General features: G+C 64.6%; 20 protein-coding genes. 13 read left to right on the top strand and 7 right to left on the bottom strand.

The genetic code is table 11. The features are described 5' to 3' along the window. Nucleotides 1-345, top strand: a complete 345-nt coding sequence (locus LOY34_RS24225; RefSeq protein WP_045199981.1) for a hypothetical protein — start codon at nt 1-3, stop codon at nt 343-345. A gap of 66 nt (nt 346-411) precedes the next feature. On the opposite strand, the gene trxA is transcribed toward LOY34_RS24225, so the two are convergent. The 3 genes from trxA to LOY34_RS24210 are packed head-to-tail and all read right to left on the bottom strand — an operon-like array spanning nt 412 to nt 2,421. After that, nucleotides 412-1,284: a thioredoxin gene (gene trxA / locus LOY34_RS24220; protein ID WP_195885133.1), complete on the bottom strand. Its 873-nt coding sequence runs from the start codon at nt 1,282-1,284 to the stop codon at nt 412-414. 31 nt (nt 1,285-1,315) lie between these two features. Continuing rightward, on the bottom strand, nt 1,316-1,975 hold the full coding sequence (locus LOY34_RS24215; protein WP_195885132.1) for a methyltransferase: 660 nt from the start codon (nt 1,973-1,975) through the stop codon (nt 1,316-1,318). Then, nucleotides 1,975-2,421, bottom strand: coding sequence for a YbaY family lipoprotein (locus LOY34_RS24210; RefSeq protein ID WP_093379042.1), 447 nt, complete (start codon nt 2,419-2,421; stop codon nt 1,975-1,977). The genes LOY34_RS24215 and LOY34_RS24210 overlap by 1 nt, the downstream gene beginning before the upstream one ends. A gap of 107 nt (nt 2,422-2,528) precedes the next feature. On the opposite strand from LOY34_RS24210, the gene nrdR reads away from it, so the two are divergent. The 12 genes from nrdR to LOY34_RS24150 all read left to right on the top strand — a co-directional run bounded on the left by nrdR (nt 2,529) and on the right by LOY34_RS24150 (nt 11,217). Continuing rightward, nucleotides 2,529-2,993: a transcriptional regulator NrdR gene (nrdR, locus tag LOY34_RS24205; RefSeq protein ID WP_010222838.1), complete on the top strand. Its 465-nt coding sequence runs from the start codon at nt 2,529-2,531 to the stop codon at nt 2,991-2,993. 2 nt (nt 2,994-2,995) lie between these two features. Continuing rightward, a complete protein-coding gene (gene ribD, locus LOY34_RS24200) occupies nt 2,996-4,126 on the top strand; it encodes a bifunctional diaminohydroxyphosphoribosylaminopyrimidine deaminase/5-amino-6-(5-phosphoribosylamino)uracil reductase RibD (RefSeq protein ID WP_195885131.1) in 1,131 nt (376 codons plus the stop codon). A gap of 45 nt (nt 4,127-4,171) precedes the next feature. Then, nucleotides 4,172-4,837 (top strand): riboflavin synthase, encoded by a 666-nt coding sequence (locus LOY34_RS24195; RefSeq protein ID WP_010222840.1) that lies wholly within the window; start codon nt 4,172-4,174, stop codon nt 4,835-4,837. 18 nt (nt 4,838-4,855) lie between these two features. Further along, nucleotides 4,856-5,950, top strand: a complete 1,095-nt coding sequence (gene ribBA, locus LOY34_RS24190; protein WP_038998529.1) for a bifunctional 3,4-dihydroxy-2-butanone-4-phosphate synthase/GTP cyclohydrolase II — start codon at nt 4,856-4,858, stop codon at nt 5,948-5,950. Between the two features lie 89 nt (nt 5,951-6,039). Further along, entirely contained in the window at nt 6,040-6,516 is a 477-nt protein-coding gene (ribE, locus tag LOY34_RS24185; RefSeq protein WP_010222842.1) for a 6,7-dimethyl-8-ribityllumazine synthase, read from the top strand. Further along, nucleotides 6,513-7,013, top strand: a complete 501-nt coding sequence (nusB, locus tag LOY34_RS24180) for a transcription antitermination factor NusB (protein ID WP_045199970.1) — start codon at nt 6,513-6,515, stop codon at nt 7,011-7,013. The genes ribE and nusB overlap by 4 nt, the downstream gene beginning before the upstream one ends. Before the next feature lie 18 nt (nt 7,014-7,031). Then, entirely contained in the window at nt 7,032-7,997 is a 966-nt protein-coding gene (thiL, locus tag LOY34_RS24175; RefSeq protein ID WP_045199968.1) for a thiamine-phosphate kinase, read from the top strand. Next, entirely contained in the window at nt 7,994-8,497 is a 504-nt protein-coding gene (locus LOY34_RS24170) for a phosphatidylglycerophosphatase A (RefSeq protein WP_045199966.1), read from the top strand. The genes thiL and LOY34_RS24170 overlap by 4 nt, the downstream gene beginning before the upstream one ends. A gap of 11 nt (nt 8,498-8,508) precedes the next feature. Next, nucleotides 8,509-9,261 (top strand): ABC transporter substrate-binding protein, encoded by a 753-nt coding sequence (locus LOY34_RS24165; RefSeq protein ID WP_195885130.1) that lies wholly within the window; start codon nt 8,509-8,511, stop codon nt 9,259-9,261. 113 nt (nt 9,262-9,374) lie between these two features. Continuing rightward, complete coding sequence (gene ribA / locus LOY34_RS24160) at nt 9,375-9,992, top strand: GTP cyclohydrolase II (RefSeq protein WP_010222848.1); 618 nt, start codon at nt 9,375-9,377, stop codon at nt 9,990-9,992. Beyond that, entirely contained in the window at nt 9,989-10,408 is a 420-nt protein-coding gene (locus tag LOY34_RS24155) for a hypothetical protein (RefSeq protein WP_045199962.1), read from the top strand. The genes ribA and LOY34_RS24155 overlap by 4 nt, the downstream gene beginning before the upstream one ends. Further along, a complete protein-coding gene (locus LOY34_RS24150) occupies nt 10,408-11,217 on the top strand; it encodes a cobalamin-binding protein (protein WP_195885129.1) in 810 nt (269 codons plus the stop codon). Before LOY34_RS24155 ends, LOY34_RS24150 begins: the two co-directional genes overlap by 1 nt. On the opposite strand, the gene LOY34_RS24145 is transcribed toward LOY34_RS24150, so the two are convergent. The 4 genes from LOY34_RS24145 to LOY34_RS24130 form a co-directional block, all read right to left on the bottom strand. Then, complete coding sequence (locus tag LOY34_RS24145; RefSeq protein WP_258664068.1) at nt 11,195-13,045, bottom strand: TonB-dependent siderophore receptor; 1,851 nt, start codon at nt 13,043-13,045, stop codon at nt 11,195-11,197. The two genes, LOY34_RS24150 and LOY34_RS24145, sit on opposite strands and share 23 nt — an antisense overlap. Nucleotides 13,046-13,122: 77 nt before the next feature. Continuing rightward, nucleotides 13,123-15,021, bottom strand: a complete 1,899-nt coding sequence (gene dxs, locus LOY34_RS24140; RefSeq protein WP_195885127.1) for a 1-deoxy-D-xylulose-5-phosphate synthase — start codon at nt 15,019-15,021, stop codon at nt 13,123-13,125. Between the two features lie 140 nt (nt 15,022-15,161). Beyond that, on the bottom strand, nt 15,162-16,049 hold the full coding sequence (gene ispA, locus LOY34_RS24135; RefSeq protein WP_045199955.1) for a (2E,6E)-farnesyl diphosphate synthase: 888 nt from the start codon (nt 16,047-16,049) through the stop codon (nt 15,162-15,164). After that, nucleotides 16,046-16,288, bottom strand: a complete 243-nt coding sequence (locus LOY34_RS24130; protein WP_045199952.1) for an exodeoxyribonuclease VII small subunit — start codon at nt 16,286-16,288, stop codon at nt 16,046-16,048. The genes ispA and LOY34_RS24130 overlap by 4 nt, the downstream gene beginning before the upstream one ends. Nucleotides 16,289-16,456: the final 168 nt, after the last annotated feature.

Here is a 16,456-nt window from a genome sequence, read left to right as displayed (position 1 = left end):
ATGCGAATTCGCGGACACATCGGCGACTGGCCGGTAGACCTGACCCTGGAACTGGACCCGGCGGAATGGGCGCAACTGGGCGGCCAGCTGGCCGCTGTGACGCCAGCGCCTGCAGCAGCGGCGAGTGCGGTTGCGGCGGTGCGACCGGATGATGCGCTCTGGCAGGCGGCGCGCGAGGTACTGCGCAAGGCCGGGCAGCTCAACGGGCCGGAGTTGCTTGAACACTTGGAAGGGCTGGCGGGCAATACCGCGGCGGGCAAGCGACTGCTGGTGCGCCTGCGCCACAGTGCCGAGGTGAAGGTGCAAAGCGGGGCGGATGCGCCGGTTTATCATTGGGTGGGGTAATGAGGGTATCGCGGGCCAAGCCCGCTCCTACAAGATCAGTAGGAGCGGGCTTGCCCCGCGATCAATTCAATACAAGGCAGCAAACAACTTGCGACGGTAGTTGCCAACCAGCGGGTGGTCGTTGCCCAGCAGGTCAAACACCTGCAGCAAGGTCTTGTGTGCCACCCCGCCGTCATAGCCGCGATTGCGCTTGAACAGCTTGAGCAAGCCTTCCAGCGCCGCTTCGTACTGCTGACGCGACAACTGCTGGATGCACAGCTGGTACGCGGCCTCGTCATCTTCAGCATTCTGCGCCAGGCGCGCTTTAAGGTCGGCGACTTCCGGCAGGCTGGCGGCCAGGCCGAGAAAGGTCAGCTGCGCCTTGGCACCGGCCAGGGCAGCCTTGTGCTCGTCGCTCTTGACCGCGTCGAGCACGGTCTGGGCTTCACCCAGTTCGCCGCGCTCAGCCAGGCAGCGGGCGTAGAGGATCAGCGCCCCGGCATTGCTGTTGTCTTCGCTGAGCAGCGCCTTGAGGGTGCTTTCGGCTTCGCTGAAACGGCCTTCGGCAAACAGCGCCTGGGCTTGCTCCAGCGGGTCGGCGGCAGCCGGTGGCGGCAGTTGCACATGGGGCTCGAGCAGGGCGCGAATCGCCGATTCCGGCTGGGCACCGGCAAAGCCGTCGACCGGCTGGCCATCCTTGAACAGCACCACGGTCGGCAGGCTGCGGATGCCGAAGCGGGCGACGATGTCCTGTTCGATATCGCAGTTGACCTTGGCCAGCAGCAGTTCGCCCTGATAGCTCTCGGTGATCTGCGCCAGCAGCGGCATCAGCGCCTTGCACGGCGCGCACCACTCGGCCCAGAAGTCGACCAGTACCGGTTTATGGAAAGAGTTCTGGATCACCGACTGTTCGAAGTCGGCGCCAGTGGCATCGAAAATGTACGGGGTAGCAGGGTTCATCGCGACTCTCGAAAATCCGTGAATGGCATCACTATAAAGGCTGGCGGCTGGCGTGGTACAGGCTGACCCGGCGGAATTCGTGGGGCTCGGCCAGGTCCGGCAGGGTCAGGGCATCCAGCACGCCCAGCGACCGGTACAACGGGTGGCTGAAATCCCGTACCCGCGAATCGGCGACCAGGGCCTGCTGGCCACGGCTGAGAAACTCGTCCAGCATCGGTAGGTTGGCGCGGTCGTAGAGCACGTCGGCGACCAGGATCAGGTCGAAACGGTCGGCCTCCTGGAAAAAATCGCTGGAATAACTCAGTTCCACCTCATTGAGCTCGGCATTCGCCCGGCAGGCCTGCAGCGCCAGCGGGTCAAGGTCGCAAGCCACCACTTCCAGCGCGCCGGCCTTGGCCGCCGCGATACCGGCAATCCCGGAGCCTGCGCCAAAGTCCAGCACGCGCTTGCCTTCGACCCAATGCCGATGCTCATCCAGGTAGCGGGCCATGGCCAGGCCGCTGGCCCAGCAGAAACTCCAGTACGGCGGCTCGTGAAGGATGCGCCGGGTTTCTTCGGAGCTGAAGGCGCGGTCCATGTTCTGCGCATCGATCAGCCACAACTTGAGCGCGCACTCGGGCAGGTCGCTGACCACCAGTTGCGCATCCCCAAGCAACTCGCTCAAGGCCTGTTGCAGTGGAGCGGGCGCCATCATGGCGCCTTTTCGAAGCGCAGCGGGCCGGTGGCCTGGGTTTGCGCCTGGGCGATGCGCAGGGGCGGCAGGTGCAGGATCAGCTGGCCGGACTTGCTCGCGCGACCGCGCAGCTCGACCCGCGCCCCGGCGGGAAAGGCCTCGGGGTTGAAGCGCAGGCGAAACGGCAGGTCCAGGCCATTGCCGCTGAACGTGCTGCTGGCCAGCAAGCCTTGCGGGCGGCCGCGCTCATCGATCACCAGCAGGGCCAGTTCGACTTCGGCGCCGGCCGGAATGTTCTGCAAGGTGCCGCTCAATTCGCGTTGATAGGCCGGCAGCGGCCCGAGCTCCTTGGCCGGTTTGCTGGCTACCGGGGCTTTGGGCGCCGGCACAGGCTGGGGTTTATCGCTGCTGCACGCGCTCAGCACGGCAGCAAAACTGAGCACGACAAGCGCTCTTGATGGCATGGGGAATTCCTTCGCGGCATATTTCCTCACTGGATGGTAACCCCTTTGGCTTGTCTTGCCAGTGGGATGCGCTACCATGGCCCTCCCTTTTTTTGTTGCCTGCCACCATGCACTGTCCCTTCTGCGGTGCCAACGACACCAAGGTCATCGACTCGCGACTGGTTGCCGAGGGCGAGCAAGTGCGCCGTCGGCGCGAATGCGTAGCCTGCGGTGAGCGCTTCACCACCTTCGAAACCGCCGAACTGGTTCTGCCCCGGCTGATCAAGCAGGACGGCAGCCGCCAGCCTTTCGACGAAGAAAAACTGCGTGCCGGTATGCAGCGCGCCCTGGAAAAACGCCCGGTCAGCGTCGAGCGCCTGGAAGCGGCGCTGGCGCATATCAAGCACAAGCTGCGGGCTACCGGTGAGCGCGAGATCAAGTCGCTGGTGGTCGGCGAGCTGGTCATGGCCGAGCTGCAAAAGCTCGATGAAGTCGCCTATATCCGCTTTGCCTCGGTGTACCGGCGTTTCCAGGACCTCAACGAGTTCCGTGAAGAAATCGACCGCCTGGCCCGTGTGCCGGCTAAAGAGTGAGCATGTCCAGCGAACGCGCGGTGCTTGATGCGCACTACATGGCCCGGGCCGTCGAGCTGGCCCGCAAGGGCCTGTACTCCACCCACCCGAACCCGCGCGTGGGTTGCGTGATCGTCCGTGACGGCCAGGTGGTCGGCGAAGGCTGGCACGTGCGCGCCGGCGAGCCGCATGCCGAGGTGCATGCCTTGCGCCAGGCCGGCGAGCTGGCCCGCGGTGCTTGCGCCTACGTCACCCTTGAGCCGTGCAGCCACCATGGGCGCACCCCGCCGTGTGCCGAGGCGCTGCTCAAGGCCGGCGTGGCGCGGGTGGTCGCGGCCATGCAGGACCCCAATCCGCAAGTCGCCGGCAATGGCCTCAAGCGCCTGGCCGATGCGGGTATCGAGGTTGCCAGCGGTGTGCTGGAGGCCGAGGCCCGCGCCCTGAACCCGGGCTTTCTCAAGCGCATGGAACACGGCCTGCCGTTCGTCCGGGCCAAGCTGGCGATGAGCCTGGACGGCCGCACGGCCATGGCCAGCGGCGAGAGCCAGTGGATTACCGGCCCGGCGGCGCGCTCGGCAGTGCAGCGTTTGCGCGCCCGCTCCAGCGTGGTGCTGACCAGCGCCGAAAGTGTATTGGCCGACAACGCGCGGATGACCGTGCGCGCCGAAGAACTGGGCCTGGACCCGGCAACCACCGCGCTGGCCCTGGCGCGTCCGCCCTTGCGGGTGTTGATCGATGGTCGCTTGCGTGTGCCGCTCGATGCGCCGTTCTTTACCGCCGGCCCGGCCCTGGTGGTCACCGCCGCTGAAGCCGACGCACGTTATGCCCAGGCCGGTCATGAGCTGCTGAGCCTGCCCGGCAGTGCTGGCCGCGTCGACCTGCCGGCGCTGATGCTTGAGCTGGCCGCGCGTGGCGTCAACGAAGTGCTGGTCGAAGCCGGTGCCGGCCTGGTCGGCGCCTTTGCCCGGCAGGGACTGATCGACGAGTACCAGATTTTTGTCGCCGGACGCATCCTTGGCTCCAGTGCCCGGCCGTTGCTCGACTGGCCCCTGGATAAAATGAGCCAGGCGCCCCATTTGCAGATCACCGAAATGCGCGCAGTAGGCGATGACTGGCGAGTCACTGCAGTACCCAAGCCTGCGCCCGGCGTATAATTTGCGGCTAGCGCCATGCGCAGCCCTGTTCTCGAGGAGGACTTCATGTTCACCGGCATCATCGAATCGATTGGCAGCATCCGTTCCCTGACCCCTAAAGGCGGTGACGTGCGGGTATATGTCGAAACCGGCAAGCTCGACCTGGGCGACGTCAAGCTGGGGGACAGCATCGCCGTCAACGGCGTGTGCCTGACCGCGGTCGAGCTGCCTGGCGATGGCTTCTGGGCCGACGTCAGCCGCGAAACCCTCGACTGCACCGCCTTCAACGAGCTCAAAAGCGGCAGCCGGGTCAACCTCGAAAAAGCCCTGACGCCGACCACCCGCCTGGGCGGTCACCTGGTCAGCGGCCATGTCGACGGCGTCGGCGAAGTGGTCTCGCGCAGCGATAACGCCCGCGCCATCCAGTTCCGCATCCGTGCACCCAAGGAGCTTGCCAAGTACATTGCCCACAAGGGCTCGATCACCGTCGACGGCACCAGCCTGACGGTGAACGTCGTCGATGGCGCCGAGTTCGAGCTGACCATCGTCCCGCACACCCTGGCCGAAACCATCATGGCCGACTACCGTCCAGGTCGTCGGGTGAACCTTGAGGTCGACCTGCTGGCACGTTACCTGGAGCGTCTGCTGCTGGGTGACAAGGCCGCCGAGCCAAGCAAAGGCAGCGGCATCACCGAAAGTTTCCTGGCCGCCAACGGCTACCTGAAATCCTGATTTGAAAGGGGGTGCCGAGTGGCGCTCAACAGCATCGAAGAACTGGTCGAAGACATCCGCCAAGGCAAAATGGTCATCCTCATGGATGACGAAGACCGCGAGAACGAAGGCGACCTGATCATGGCCGCCGAGTGCTGCAAGGCCGAGCACATCAACTTCATGGCCAAGCACGCCCGCGGCCTGATCTGCATGCCGATGTCGCGCGAGCGCTGCGAAACGCTCAAGCTGCCGCTGATGGCGCCACGCAATGGCTCGGGTTTCGGCACCAAGTTCACCGTGTCGATCGAAGCCGCCACCGGCGTCACCACCGGCATTTCCGCCGCCGACCGCGCGCGCACCGTGCAGGCTGCCGCCGCCCGTGATGCCAAGGCCGAAGACATTGTCAGCCCCGGTCACATTTTCCCGCTGATGGCCCAGCCTGGCGGTACCCTGGCCCGTGCCGGCCACACCGAAGCTGCCTGTGACCTGGCGCGCATGGCCGGTTTCGAGCCGAGCGGGGTGATTTGCGAGGTGATGAACGACGACGGCACCATGTCGCGTCGCGCCGAACTCGAGACTTTTGCCGCCGAACACAACATCAAGATCGGCACCATTGCCGACCTGATCCACTACCGGATGATCCACGAACGTACCGTTCAGCGGGTTTCCGAGCAGCCGCTGGACAGCGAGCTGGGCCATTTCAACCTGGTCACCTACCGTGATTCGGTCGAAGGCGATGTGCACATGGCGCTGACCCTGGGCAACATTTGCGCCGAAGAACCGACCCTGGTGCGGGTGCACAACATGGACCCGCTGCGCGACCTGCTGATGGTCAAGCAACCGGGCCGCTGGAGCCTGCGCGCGGCCATGAGCGCCGTTGCAGACGCCGGCAGCGGCGTGGTGCTGCTGCTCGGCCACCCGCTCGATGGCGACGTGCTGCTGGCGCACATTCGCGAAAGCGCCGACGCTGGCGCCCAGGCGAAAACCCCGACCACCTACAGCACCGTCGGTGCCGGTTCGCAGATCCTGCGCGACCTGGGCGTGCGCAAAATGCGCCTGATGAGTTCGCCAATGAAGTTCAATGCGATATCCGGATTCGATCTGGAAGTTGTAGAATACGTGCCCTCCGAATAAAGCAGGCGGTTTTTCGCGCTGCCATTCGTGTCCCAAACACCCACAGGCCGCCTGTTTGCGGCCTGGCTCTTTAAGATGAGAACTCCGCAATGACCCTGAAGACCATCGAAGGTACCTTCATTGCCCCCAAAGGTCGCTATGCTTTGGTGGTTGGCCGCTTCAACAGCTTCGTCGTCGAAAGCCTGGTGAGCGGTGCCGTTGATGCCCTGGTTCGCCACGGTGTGAACGAAAGCGACATCACCATCATCCGTGCCCCGGGTGCCTTCGAAATCCCGCTGGTGGCACAGAAAGTCGCCCAGCAAAGCGAATATGCCGCGATCATCGCCCTGGGCGCCGTGATCCGTGGCGGTACCCCGCACTTCGAATACGTTGCGGGCGAATGCACCAAGGGCCTGGCCCAGGTGTCCATGGAGTTCGGCGTGCCGGTCTCCTTCGGTGTCCTGACCGTCGATTCGATCGAACAGGCCATTGAGCGTTCCGGCACCAAGGCCGGCAACAAGGGCGCCGAAGCTGCCCTGTCCGCTCTGGAAATGGTCAGCCTGCTGGCGCAGTTGGAGGCCAAGTGATTAGCGACGAAAGCGATCGTTTCAACCCGCGCGATCCAAAACCTGCGGATGCTGGCAAGCCATCGAAAAGCGCCAAGCGTCGCGAAGCCCGTCAGCTCGCGACCCAGGCCCTGTATCAATGGCACATGGCCAAGCAGTCGCTGAACGAGATCGAAGCGCAGTTCCGGGTCGATAACGATTTCATCGATGTCGACGGCGCCTACTTCCGCGAAATCCTCCATGGGGTTCCGGCGAAGAAAGTCGAGATCGATGAAGCACTCAAGCCATGCCTGGACCTGGCCCTCGAAGAGCTCGATCCGGTTGAACTGGCGGTGCTGCGCCTGTCCACCTGGGAGTTCATGATGCGCGTCGATGTTCCGTACCGCGTCGTGATCAACGAAGGTGTGGAGCTGGCCAAAGTGTTTGGCGCCACCGACGGCCACAAGTTCGTCAACGGCGTGCTCGACAAGCTGGCACCACGCCTGCGTGAAGCCGAAGTCAAGGCGTTCAAGCGCTGATTCCGGCGCTCTGTGCCAATGGGTGAGTTCGAGCTGATCCGTCATTACTTCGCCGCCGCGTCCTGTGCGCAAGGCGGCGAAGGTGTGGCCCTGGGCATTGGCGATGATTGCGCCTTGCTCAGCGTGCCAGCCGGCGAACAGCTGGCGATCTCCACCGATACGCTGGTGGCCGGGGTGCATTTCCCGGCTGTCTGCGACCCTTTTCTGCTCGGTCAGCGTTCGCTGGCCGTCGCTGCCAGTGACCTGGCTGCCATGGGCGCCACGCCCATCGGCTTTACCCTTGCCCTGACCCTGCCCGAGGTTCGCGCCGACTGGCTGCAGGCTTATGCCCGCGGTTTGAACCAGATGGCCGAAAGCTGCCAGCTGAGCCTGATCGGCGGCGACACCACCCGTGGCCCGCTGAGCCTGACCATGACCGTGTTCGGCCGCGTACCCGGCGGCCAGGCCCTGACCCGCAGCGGTGCCCGCGCCGGCGACCTGCTGTGCGTCGGCGGCGAACTGGGCAATGCCGCCGGCGCCTTGCCGCTGGTGCTCGGCGAGCGCGTGGCCGAGGCGGCCCAGGCCGAACCGCTGCTGGCCCATTACTGGTCGCCGCAACCGCAACTGGCGCTGGGCCAGGTGCTGCGCGGCAAGGCAACCTCGGCCCTGGATATCTCCGACGGCCTGCTCGCCGATTGCGGACATATCGCCAAGGCGTCGCAGGTGGCATTGCAGGTCGAGCTGGAGCGGCTACCGTTGTCGGCGGCGCTGCTGGCCTTTTTCGGTCGCGCAGGCGCGCAACAGGCGGCATTGGCCGGCGGCGACGATTACGTCCTGGCCTTCACCTTGCCCGAAGCTGAGCTTGCACCGTTGCTGGCGGCCGGCTGGCCGGTCCATGTGGTCGGGCGGGTGAGTGCCGGCAGCGGCGTGCGCCTGCTTGATGGCAGTGGCCAGGACATCACCCCACACACCCGGGGCTATCAACATTTTAAGGAGACACCGTGACCGATCACCCCAAACAGGTGCCTGCGGAGTTCGTTCCGCCGTCGGTCTGGCGCAATCCCTGGCATTTCCTGGCATTCGGCTTTGGCTCCGGAACCCTGCCCAAGGCGCCGGGAACCTGGGGCTCGCTGGTGGCTCTACCGTTTATCCCGTTGTGGCAGATGCTGCCCGATTGGGGCTACTGGCTGATGCTCGGGTTGACCATGCTGTTCGGCTTCTGGCTGTGCGGCAAAGTTGCCGACGACCTCAAGGTCCACGACCATGAGGGCATCGTCTGGGACGAAATGGTCGGCATGTGGATAACCCTGTGGCTGGTGCCAGAGGGCTGGATGTGGCTGCTGGCGGGCTTTTTGATGTTCCGTTTCTTCGACATCCTCAAGCCCTGGCCGATCCGCTGGATTGATCGTCATGTGCATGGCGGGGTCGGGATCATGCTCGACGATGTTCTGGCCGGGGTGTTTGCCTGGCTGGGCATGCAGGTTCTGGTATGGAGTTTCACCTAAGGAGCGGGGCAATGACGGGATGGCGGCTGTTGCTGGTGTTGCTGGTCCTGGCGGCAGGTGTGGTCAAGGCGGCAGACGCGCCGTCGGCGACACCTGGCCAGGTTCGTCTGGTCAGTGAAGAGTGGCTCGACTACACCAACGCCGACGGCAGCGGCCTGGCCTGGGACGTGCTGCGCAAGGTGTTCGAGCCGGCCGGCGTCAAGGTTCTCACCCAGAGTGCGCCGTACAGCCGCGCGGTAGGCCTGGTCAAACGCGGTGAGGCCGATGCCTGGGTCGGTTCCTATCACGAAGAGAACGCCGACAACCTCTATCCGCGCTGGCATTTCGATATGGACCATATCTATGCCCTGGGCCTGGCCACCAGCCCTGTACCGACCCAGCAGACCCTCGGCCAGTATCGCCTGGCCTGGGTGCGCGGCTACGACTACAAGAGCTATCTGCCCAATGTCGGACACTTTCGCGAAATCCAGCGCCGCGAGGGGATTTTGCCGATGCTTGAGCATGATCGCGTCGACTACTACATCGATGCCCTGACCGAAGTCGACTATGTGCTCGGCCAGGCCCCCGATCCCAAGCTGTTTCGCCGCAGCCACCTGGCGGAGTTGCCGCTGTACCTGGCCTTTGGCCGCACTGCCGAGGGCAAGGCGTTGCGCGCGCTGTTCGACCAGCGCATGGACAAGCTGGTGGCCAGTGGCGAGTTGCGGGCGATCTTCGAGCACTGGAAGCAGCCCTATCCGTTCGACGGCGAGGGCAAGCGGCCGTAGCTGATATCGAACTTGTCGATCTGTTTGCCCAATAATTCAGCCTAAGCAGCGTCGCCACGCTGCTGATACAATCGGCCCACGTCAATTTTCAAGTTACTGATCAGGAGCACAACGTGCCCGTCGTTTTTGTTGCCGCTTCCAAGCTGCCTACCCCGTTTGCGACCTTCACCATGCATGGTTTTCTCGATGAAGCCACCGGCCGCGAGCACGTCGTGCTCAGCCTGGGTGATGTGGCCGATGGGCAGCCGGTGCTGGGGCGCCTGCATTCCGAATGCCTGACCGGCGATGCCTTGTTCAGCCAGCGCTGCGACTGCGGCTCGCAACTCGAAGCGGCCCTGCAGGCGATCGCCCGCGAAGGCCGCGGCGTGCTGCTGTACCTGCGTCAGGAAGGTCGTGGCATTGGCCTGTTGAACAAGATCCGCGCCTACGAGCTGCAAGATGGCGGCGCCGACACCGTCGAAGCCAACGAGCGCCTGGGCTTTGCCGCCGACCAGCGTGACTACGGCATGTGCCAGCCGATGCTCGAGCATCTGGGCGTCAAGTCGCTGCGGCTGATGACCAACAACCCGCGTAAGGTCAAGGCGCTGACCGGCATGGGCATTCCGGTTGCCGAGCGCGTACCGCTGCACACCGGCCACAACCCGCATAACAAACACTACCTGGCGACCAAAGCCGGCAAGCTCGGCCACATGATGGGCAACGAGCACCAGGGCGAGGCCGGTCGGGCGTGACCCGCGCCCAGGTTCGCCGTCGCCTGGAGCTGGCCTGGTGGCAGTACCTGGCGGTGGCGCTGGCGCCGTTGCTGGTGTTTGCCTGGGCCTTCGGTGGCGTGCAGGCGTTGATTCCGATCCTGGCCATGCCGATGTTCATCGCCGGCGTGGCCTCGATGTTCCTCAGCCTGCCGCGCTTTGGCGCCTACAAGCATGGGCTGATCGCCACCCAGAAAGCCCTGAACAGCGACGATGAACCTGCGGCCTGGATCGAGCTGGCACGTATCCGCCGCTTGGGCATGTTGTTCGCCTGCCTGCCGGCCTGGGTCGCCGCGTTGTCGGTATTCGTTGGCCTTGAGGCGGTGCCGCAGATCCTCCTGGCAATCTCCAGCGTGGTCCTGCTCTACCTCTATCGCATTCCTCGTCAGCTCGGCTGATGCGTCGCTACCTGTGGCTGTTGCTGCTGGCCTTCGGCATGCCGCTGGCAGCGGCGCCGCGGGTGGTTAGCCTGGCGCCCTCGATCACTGAAATCATCCTCGAGCTGCAAGCCGGCGACCTGCTGGTGGGCATGGCCGAGTGGCACGAACGGCCGACGCAGTTAAGCGCCGTACCGCTGGTGGGGCGCTACGGCCAGCTGGACATGGAGCGCCTGCTCAGCGTGCGCCCGGACCTGGTGCTGTACTGGCCGGGCAGCGTGCCGGCGGCCCAGCGCGACCAGCTCGAACGCCTGGGTATCCCGCTATACAGCGTCGATGTGCACGAGCTGGATGACCTGGTGTCGCAGGTGGACGAAATTGGCCTGCGGATCGGGCGCAAGGCGCAGGGCGGGCAGTTATCCACAGCCTTGCGCAAGCGCCTCGCCGCGTTGCGCCAGCAGTACCATCGCGAGCATGCACTGACAGTGTTCTACCAGGTCTGGGACAAGCCGCTGTACACCGTCGGCGGCTACCAGATCATCTCCGATGCGCTGAGTGTCTGCGGCGCGCGCAATGTGTTTGCCGACCTCCCCCAGCCGGCGCCGCAGGTCAACTTGGAGACCGTGCTGGCGCGCAACCCGCAGGTGATCCTTGCCCCTGATCAGCTCCAACTCGATGCCTGGAAGGCCTGGCCGCACGTCGCTGCCGTGCGTGATGGCCTGTTGCTGCAGGTACCTGACAAAGGCCTGGAGCGCCCCAGCGGGCAGATGATCGAAGCGACGGCCAAATTGTGCGAGTTGCTTCAGGCTAAAGCGCCGGTGTCCAGGTGACGCCCAGTAGCCAGGTGCGGCCTTCTTCGCGGTAATCGGCATAGCCTGCGCCGTAGCTGTACTGCGCACGGCTGTAGGTTTTATCCAGCAGGTTATCGGCTTTGAGCTCCAGGCGAACCTCGCGGCTCAGGTTCCAGCTGCTGCGCAAACCGAGCAGACCGTAGCCACTGAGTGAGCGCTTGTTGTCGGCGTCGGCGTAACTGCTGCTGACTGCTTGCCAGCTGGCACCGAGGCCGAGGCGATCGAACTGGCGATCCAGGTCCAGGCTCAGGGTGCGGCGGGCGCGACGTTCGAGGGTGTGCCCGGAATCGCGGTCACGCGGGTCGATCAGTGCCAGGCCGAGGCTGCTCTGCCAGCCAAACCACTGCTGATGCAGACTGGCTTCGAAACCATTGATGCGTGCCGAGCCGACATTGTGTGGAATGAAGTTGGGGCCCAGGGAGATCGCATTGCGCAGGTCGGTGCGGTACAGCGAGGCCTCCAGCCGGGTGCTTTCGGTCAGTTGGCTGCGCCATTGCAGCTCGTAGCTCTTCGAGCGCTCGGGCTTGAGGTCGGGGTTGCTGAAGTCCGTGTAGTAAAGGTCGTTGAACGTCGGTGCGCGAAAGCCTTCGCTGTAGGACAGAAGCAGGTCGTTGTCGACGTTGAGCGGCACGCCGAGACTGGCGCTCCAGCTGTTCTGGCTGCCGAATTGCTGGTTCTGGTCGCGGCGCACGCCGATTTCGGTATTGAAGCTGTCGCCTTTGTAGCGATGCTGGACAAAGGCGGCGCGGTTCCAGCGGCTGTCTTCGTCAAAGGTCGTGCTGCCATGCAGGCGATCCTGATACCAGTCGCCACCGAGCAACAGGTTGTTGCGCTCGTCGAGGCTCAGGTCATTCTGCCAGTTGATCGAGTCGCGGTAAGTGTTGAACTCGCTACCGCCCGGCTGCAGCGAGTCGCGCTTGGTATCGCGGTTCTCGCTGTGGCCCAGTTCCAGGCGTGAATGCCACATGTCACTGAGCTGAGCGTCGGCATAGGTGCCGAGGCTACTGACGGTGAAGTCGGTGTAGGGCTGGCTGTGGTCGCCAAACAGGTTGTCGTATTCGCTGCGTCCGCGGCTGTCGAGCAGATTCAGGCCCAGTTCCAGAGCGTCGCTGGCAACATGGCTGAGGTTCAGGCTCAGGCTCTTGTTTCTGTAGGCATCATGATCGCCGTTGGCCGGGAATGACTCGCGGGTAGCGTTGATGCCGTCGGTTTCGTCCAGACCTGCGGCGAGGTTGAAACGAGTGCGCTCGTCACCTCCGGACAGGCCGACATCGCGCTGCCAGGTCTTGTTGCTGCCACCGGCCAGGTGCAGGCGCGGTTGCAGGCCGGGCTTGCTGGCGCGGCGGGTGAAGATCTGGATCACCCCGCCAATCGCATCGCTGCCATAGATCGCCGAGCGCGAACCGCGCAACACTTCGACCCGCTCGATCTGATCAATGTTGAGAAACTGCAGGCCGCTGTCGCCGGACGAGGTGTTGGCAATACGTACGCCATCGACCAGCACCAGGCTCTGGGCCGACTTGGTGCCGCGAATGAAAATGCCGGGCAAGCTGCCACGCCCGCCTGTGCGCGAAATTTGAACCCCCGGCACCCGAGTCAGCAGATCAGTAACACTGGAAGGCTGCAGGCGGTCGATGTCGTCGCGGGTGAACACCGTATTGGCGGCGCTGGTTTGCGTGCGGTCTTCGACCTGGCGGTTGGCGCTGATCAGCGTGTTGGGCAGCTTCAGGGCGCTTTCGCGGTCGATCGGGTCGGCCAGCAGGGTGGTTGGCAATAGCAGGAGGGGGGCAAGGCGCAGGGATTTCATGGGCAATTCCATTGCTATCGCGGGTCAAGCCCGCTCCTACAAAACCTGTAGGAGCGGGCTTGACCCGCGATGCGGTCTCAAAGACCGAGCAGTTGCATCCGCTGACGCACCGAAGCCTCGATGCCGGCGGCATCCAGGCCGCACTCGGCGAGCATCTGCGCAGGCTTGGCATGCTCGACATACACATCCGGCAGGCCCAGGTGCAGCACTGGCTTGAGCACGGCTTCGCGGGCGAGGAACTCGCTCACTGCCGCACCGGCGCCGCCCATGATGGCGTTTTCTTCGACGGTCACCAGCAGTTCGTGTCCACCGGCGATCTCGCGTACCAGGGCTTCATCCAGCGGTTTGACGAAGCGCATGTCGACCACGGTGGCATCGACCTGCTCGGCAACCTTGAGGGCTTCGCTCAGCTGCACGCCGAATACCAGCAAGGCGACCTTGCTGCCCTGGCGGCGGACGATGCCCTTGCCGATTTCCAGTGGCTCAAGGTTGTTCTCGATGGTTGCGTTCGGGCCGCTGCCACGTGGATAGCGCACGGCGGCCGGGCCGTTGTACAGGTGGCCGGTGCTGAGCATCTTGCGCAGTTCGTTCTCGTCGCTCGGGGTCATCACCAGCATGCCGGGGATGCAGCGCAGGAACGACAGGTCGAAGCTGCCCGCGTGGGTCGGGCCGTCTTCGCCGACCAGGCCGGCGCGGTCGATGGCGAACAGCACGTCGAGGTTCTGCACCGCGACATCATGGATCAGCTGGTCGTAGGCGCGCTGAAGGAAGGTCGAATAGATCGCCACCACCGGCTTGGCGCCTTCGCAGGCCATGCCCGCAGCCAGGGTGACCGCGTGCTGCTCGGCAATCGCGACGTCGAAGTAGCGATCCGGGTAGCGCTCGCTGAAGGCCACCAGGTCGGAGCCTTCCTTCATGGCCGGGGTGATGCCGACCAGGCGCTGGTCAGCAGCCGCCATGTCGCACAGCCATTGGCCGAACACTGCGGAGTACTTCGGTCCGGCAGCCTGTTTCGGCGCGGCGGCGGGTTTGTCCACAGGCTCAAGCTTGGTGATCGCGTGGTAGCCGATCGGGTCGACTTCGGCCGGGGCGAAACCCTTGCCCTTTTTGGTGACCACGTGCAGGAACTGCGGGCCCTTAAGGTCACGCATGTTGCGCAGGGTGGTGACCAGGGTCGGCAGGTCGTGGCCATCGATCGGGCCGATGTAGTTCCAGCCCAGCTCTTCGAACAGGGTGCCGGGTACCAGCATGCCCTTGGCGTACTCTTCGGTGCGGCGGGCGATTTCCCAGGCGCCGGGCAGGCGCGAGAGGACCTTCTTGCTGCCCTCGCGCATGCTCGAGTAGGTGCGGCTGGAAAGAATCTTGGCCAGGTAGTTGGACAGGCCGCCGACATTGCGCGAAATCGACATGTCGTTGTCGTTGAGGATCACCAGCATGTCGGCATCGACTTCCTGGGCGTGGTTCAACGCCTCGAAGGCCATGCCGGCAGTCAGCGCGCCGTCACCGATCACGGCAATCGACTTGCGCGGATCGTTCTGCAGACGGGCGGCGATGGCCATGCCCAGGGCCGCACTGATCGAGGTGCTGGAGTGACCGACGCCAAAGGTGTCGTACTCGCTCTCGGCGCGGCGCGGGAAGGCGGCCAGGCCGTCCTTCTGGCGCAGGGTGTGCATGCGCTGGCGGCGACCGGTGAGGATCTTGTGCGGATAGGCCTGATGACCGACGTCCCACACCAGACGGTCGTCCGGGGTGTCGAAGACGTAGTGCAGGGCGATCGTCAGCTCGATGACGCCCAGGCCGGCACCGAAATGCCCGCCGGTCTGACCAACGGTATAGAGCAATTCCTGGCGCAACTCGTCGGCCAGGTTCTCCAGGTCGGCTTCAGCCAGGCGGCGCAGGCCGGCAGGCGTATCGGCACGGTCAAGCAGCGGCGTGACCGGGCGTTCGCGGGGGATCTCTTGAAACGTCGTGGGCATCAGGCGAATCGTTATAGATATGAAGTGGCGGCAGTTTACCTTATTGCGGTGTTGGCTGCCCATTTGAGCTAATCGCGGGGCAAGCCCGCTCCTACAGTGATCGCTGTGGGAGCGGGCTTGCCCCGCGATACCCGCGCTGCTTAGTTACGGCGCTCGACGATGTACCGCGCAAGTTCGCGCAGCGGCTCGGCTGCCGCGTCAAACGGACGCAGGGCATGCAGGGCCTGGTCGCGCAGTTCCAGGGCGTAGGCCTTGGCTGCCTCGAGGCCGAGCAGGGCCGGATAGGTCGGCTTGTCGCGGGCGATGTCGGCGCCCTGGCGCTTGCCCAGGGTGGCGGTGTCGCTCTCGACGTCGAGGATATCGTCCTGAACCTGGAAGGCCAGGCCGATGGCCTGTGCATAGGTTTGCAGGGCCTTGAGCTGGGTCTGGTCGGCGCGGGCGCTGGCCAGGGCGCCGAGCCTGACGCTGGCTTCGATCAGCGCGCCGGTCTTGTGCCGGTGCATGAACTCCAGCGCCGTCTGGTCGAGCTTGAGGCCCACCGAGCCCAGGTCGATGGCCTGGCCGCCGACCATGCCGGCAGGCCCTGCAGCCAGCGCCAGGGTCTGGACCATGGCCAGGCGGATGCTGTCTTGCTGCGGGCTCAATTGCGGGTCGAGCAGGGCGCTGAAGGCCAGGCTCTGCAAACCATCGCCAGCGAGGATCGCGCAGGCTTCATCGAAAGCCTTGTGAGTGGTCGGCTGGCCGCGGCGCAGGTCGTCATCGTCCATCGCCGGCAGGTCGTCGTGTACCAGCGAGTAGGCGTGAATCAGCTCGACCGCGCAGGCCGCGCCGTTGGCCTGCTCCGGTGCAGCACCGAGGGCCTGGCAGGCGGCATAGGCGAGCAGCGGGCGTACCCGTTTGCCGCCATTCATGACGCTGTAGCGCATGGCCTCATAGAGGCGGCTGAGCTCAACCGAGGGGGCGATGAACAGGTGTTCGAGGGCGGCGTCGACCCGCGCCTGGCAACTGGCCTGGTAGGCGGCGATCATTCCGGCTGTTCCGCATCGAAAGGCTCGGCCGCCAGTTCGCCATCGCGCTCGAGCAGCACCTGGACCTTCTGTTCGGCCTGGGCCAGCGCGCTCTGGCAGTCGCGGGTCAGGCTGATGCCTTGCTCGAAGGCAGTCAGCGAGTCTTCCAGCGACAGCTCGCCGTTCTCCAGGCGCTCGACCAGGACCTGCAGGTCGGCGAGGGATTGCTCGAAATCAATGGAGGCTTTTTTTCGGGCCATGGCGGCTGTCTCGGTGGCAGTATAAACGGCGCGACACTAGCAGAGCGGGGCGGGGGGAGCAAATCGATAGGGTCGATCTTTCGTCGCATTCTGTTGCACAAAGGCCGGCGGCGAAGTCTTGATTTTTCTACAGGGCTCGCATTGTGAGGGCTTGTGGCTCTCTGCCAT

Origin of the sequence: Pseudomonas sp. B21-009 (assembly GCF_024749345.1) — a bacterium.
Taxonomy (GTDB): Bacteria; Pseudomonadota; Gammaproteobacteria; order Pseudomonadales; family Pseudomonadaceae; genus Aquipseudomonas.
This window is presented reverse-complemented; position numbering and strand designations above follow the sequence as displayed.

Bases quoted from the DNA above. Each gene is read 5' to 3' on its own strand.
- LOY34_RS24225 (WP_045199981.1), top strand. From the start codon at position 1: ATGCGAATTCGCGGACACATCGGCGACTGGCCGGTAGACCTGACCCTG.
- thiL (WP_045199968.1), top strand. From the start codon at position 7,032: ATGGGTGAGTTCGAGCTGATCCGTCATTACTTCGCCGCCGCGTCCTGT.
- dxs (WP_195885127.1), bottom strand. From the start codon at position 15,021: ATGCCCACGACGTTTCAAGAGATCCCCCGCGAACGCCCGGTCACGCCG.
- nrdR (WP_010222838.1), top strand. From the start codon at position 2,529: ATGCACTGTCCCTTCTGCGGTGCCAACGACACCAAGGTCATCGACTCG.
- LOY34_RS24165 (WP_195885130.1), top strand. From the start codon at position 8,509: ATGACGGGATGGCGGCTGTTGCTGGTGTTGCTGGTCCTGGCGGCAGGT.
- LOY34_RS24210 (WP_093379042.1), bottom strand. From the start codon at position 2,421: ATGCCATCAAGAGCGCTTGTCGTGCTCAGTTTTGCTGCCGTGCTGAGC.
- trxA (WP_195885133.1), bottom strand. From the start codon at position 1,284: ATGAACCCTGCTACCCCGTACATTTTCGATGCCACTGGCGCCGACTTC.
- ribE (WP_010222842.1), top strand. From the start codon at position 6,040: ATGACCCTGAAGACCATCGAAGGTACCTTCATTGCCCCCAAAGGTCGC.
- LOY34_RS24145 (WP_258664068.1), bottom strand. From the start codon at position 13,045: ATGAAATCCCTGCGCCTTGCCCCCCTCCTGCTATTGCCAACCACCCTG.
- LOY34_RS24195 (WP_010222840.1), top strand. From the start codon at position 4,172: ATGTTCACCGGCATCATCGAATCGATTGGCAGCATCCGTTCCCTGACC.
- LOY34_RS24150 (WP_195885129.1), top strand. From the start codon at position 10,408: ATGCGTCGCTACCTGTGGCTGTTGCTGCTGGCCTTCGGCATGCCGCTG.
- LOY34_RS24130 (WP_045199952.1), bottom strand. From the start codon at position 16,288: ATGGCCCGAAAAAAAGCCTCCATTGATTTCGAGCAATCCCTCGCCGAC.
- ribD (WP_195885131.1), top strand. From the start codon at position 2,996: ATGTCCAGCGAACGCGCGGTGCTTGATGCGCACTACATGGCCCGGGCC.
- LOY34_RS24215 (WP_195885132.1), bottom strand. From the start codon at position 1,975: ATGGCGCCCGCTCCACTGCAACAGGCCTTGAGCGAGTTGCTTGGGGAT.
- ispA (WP_045199955.1), bottom strand. From the start codon at position 16,049: ATGATCGCCGCCTACCAGGCCAGTTGCCAGGCGCGGGTCGACGCCGCC.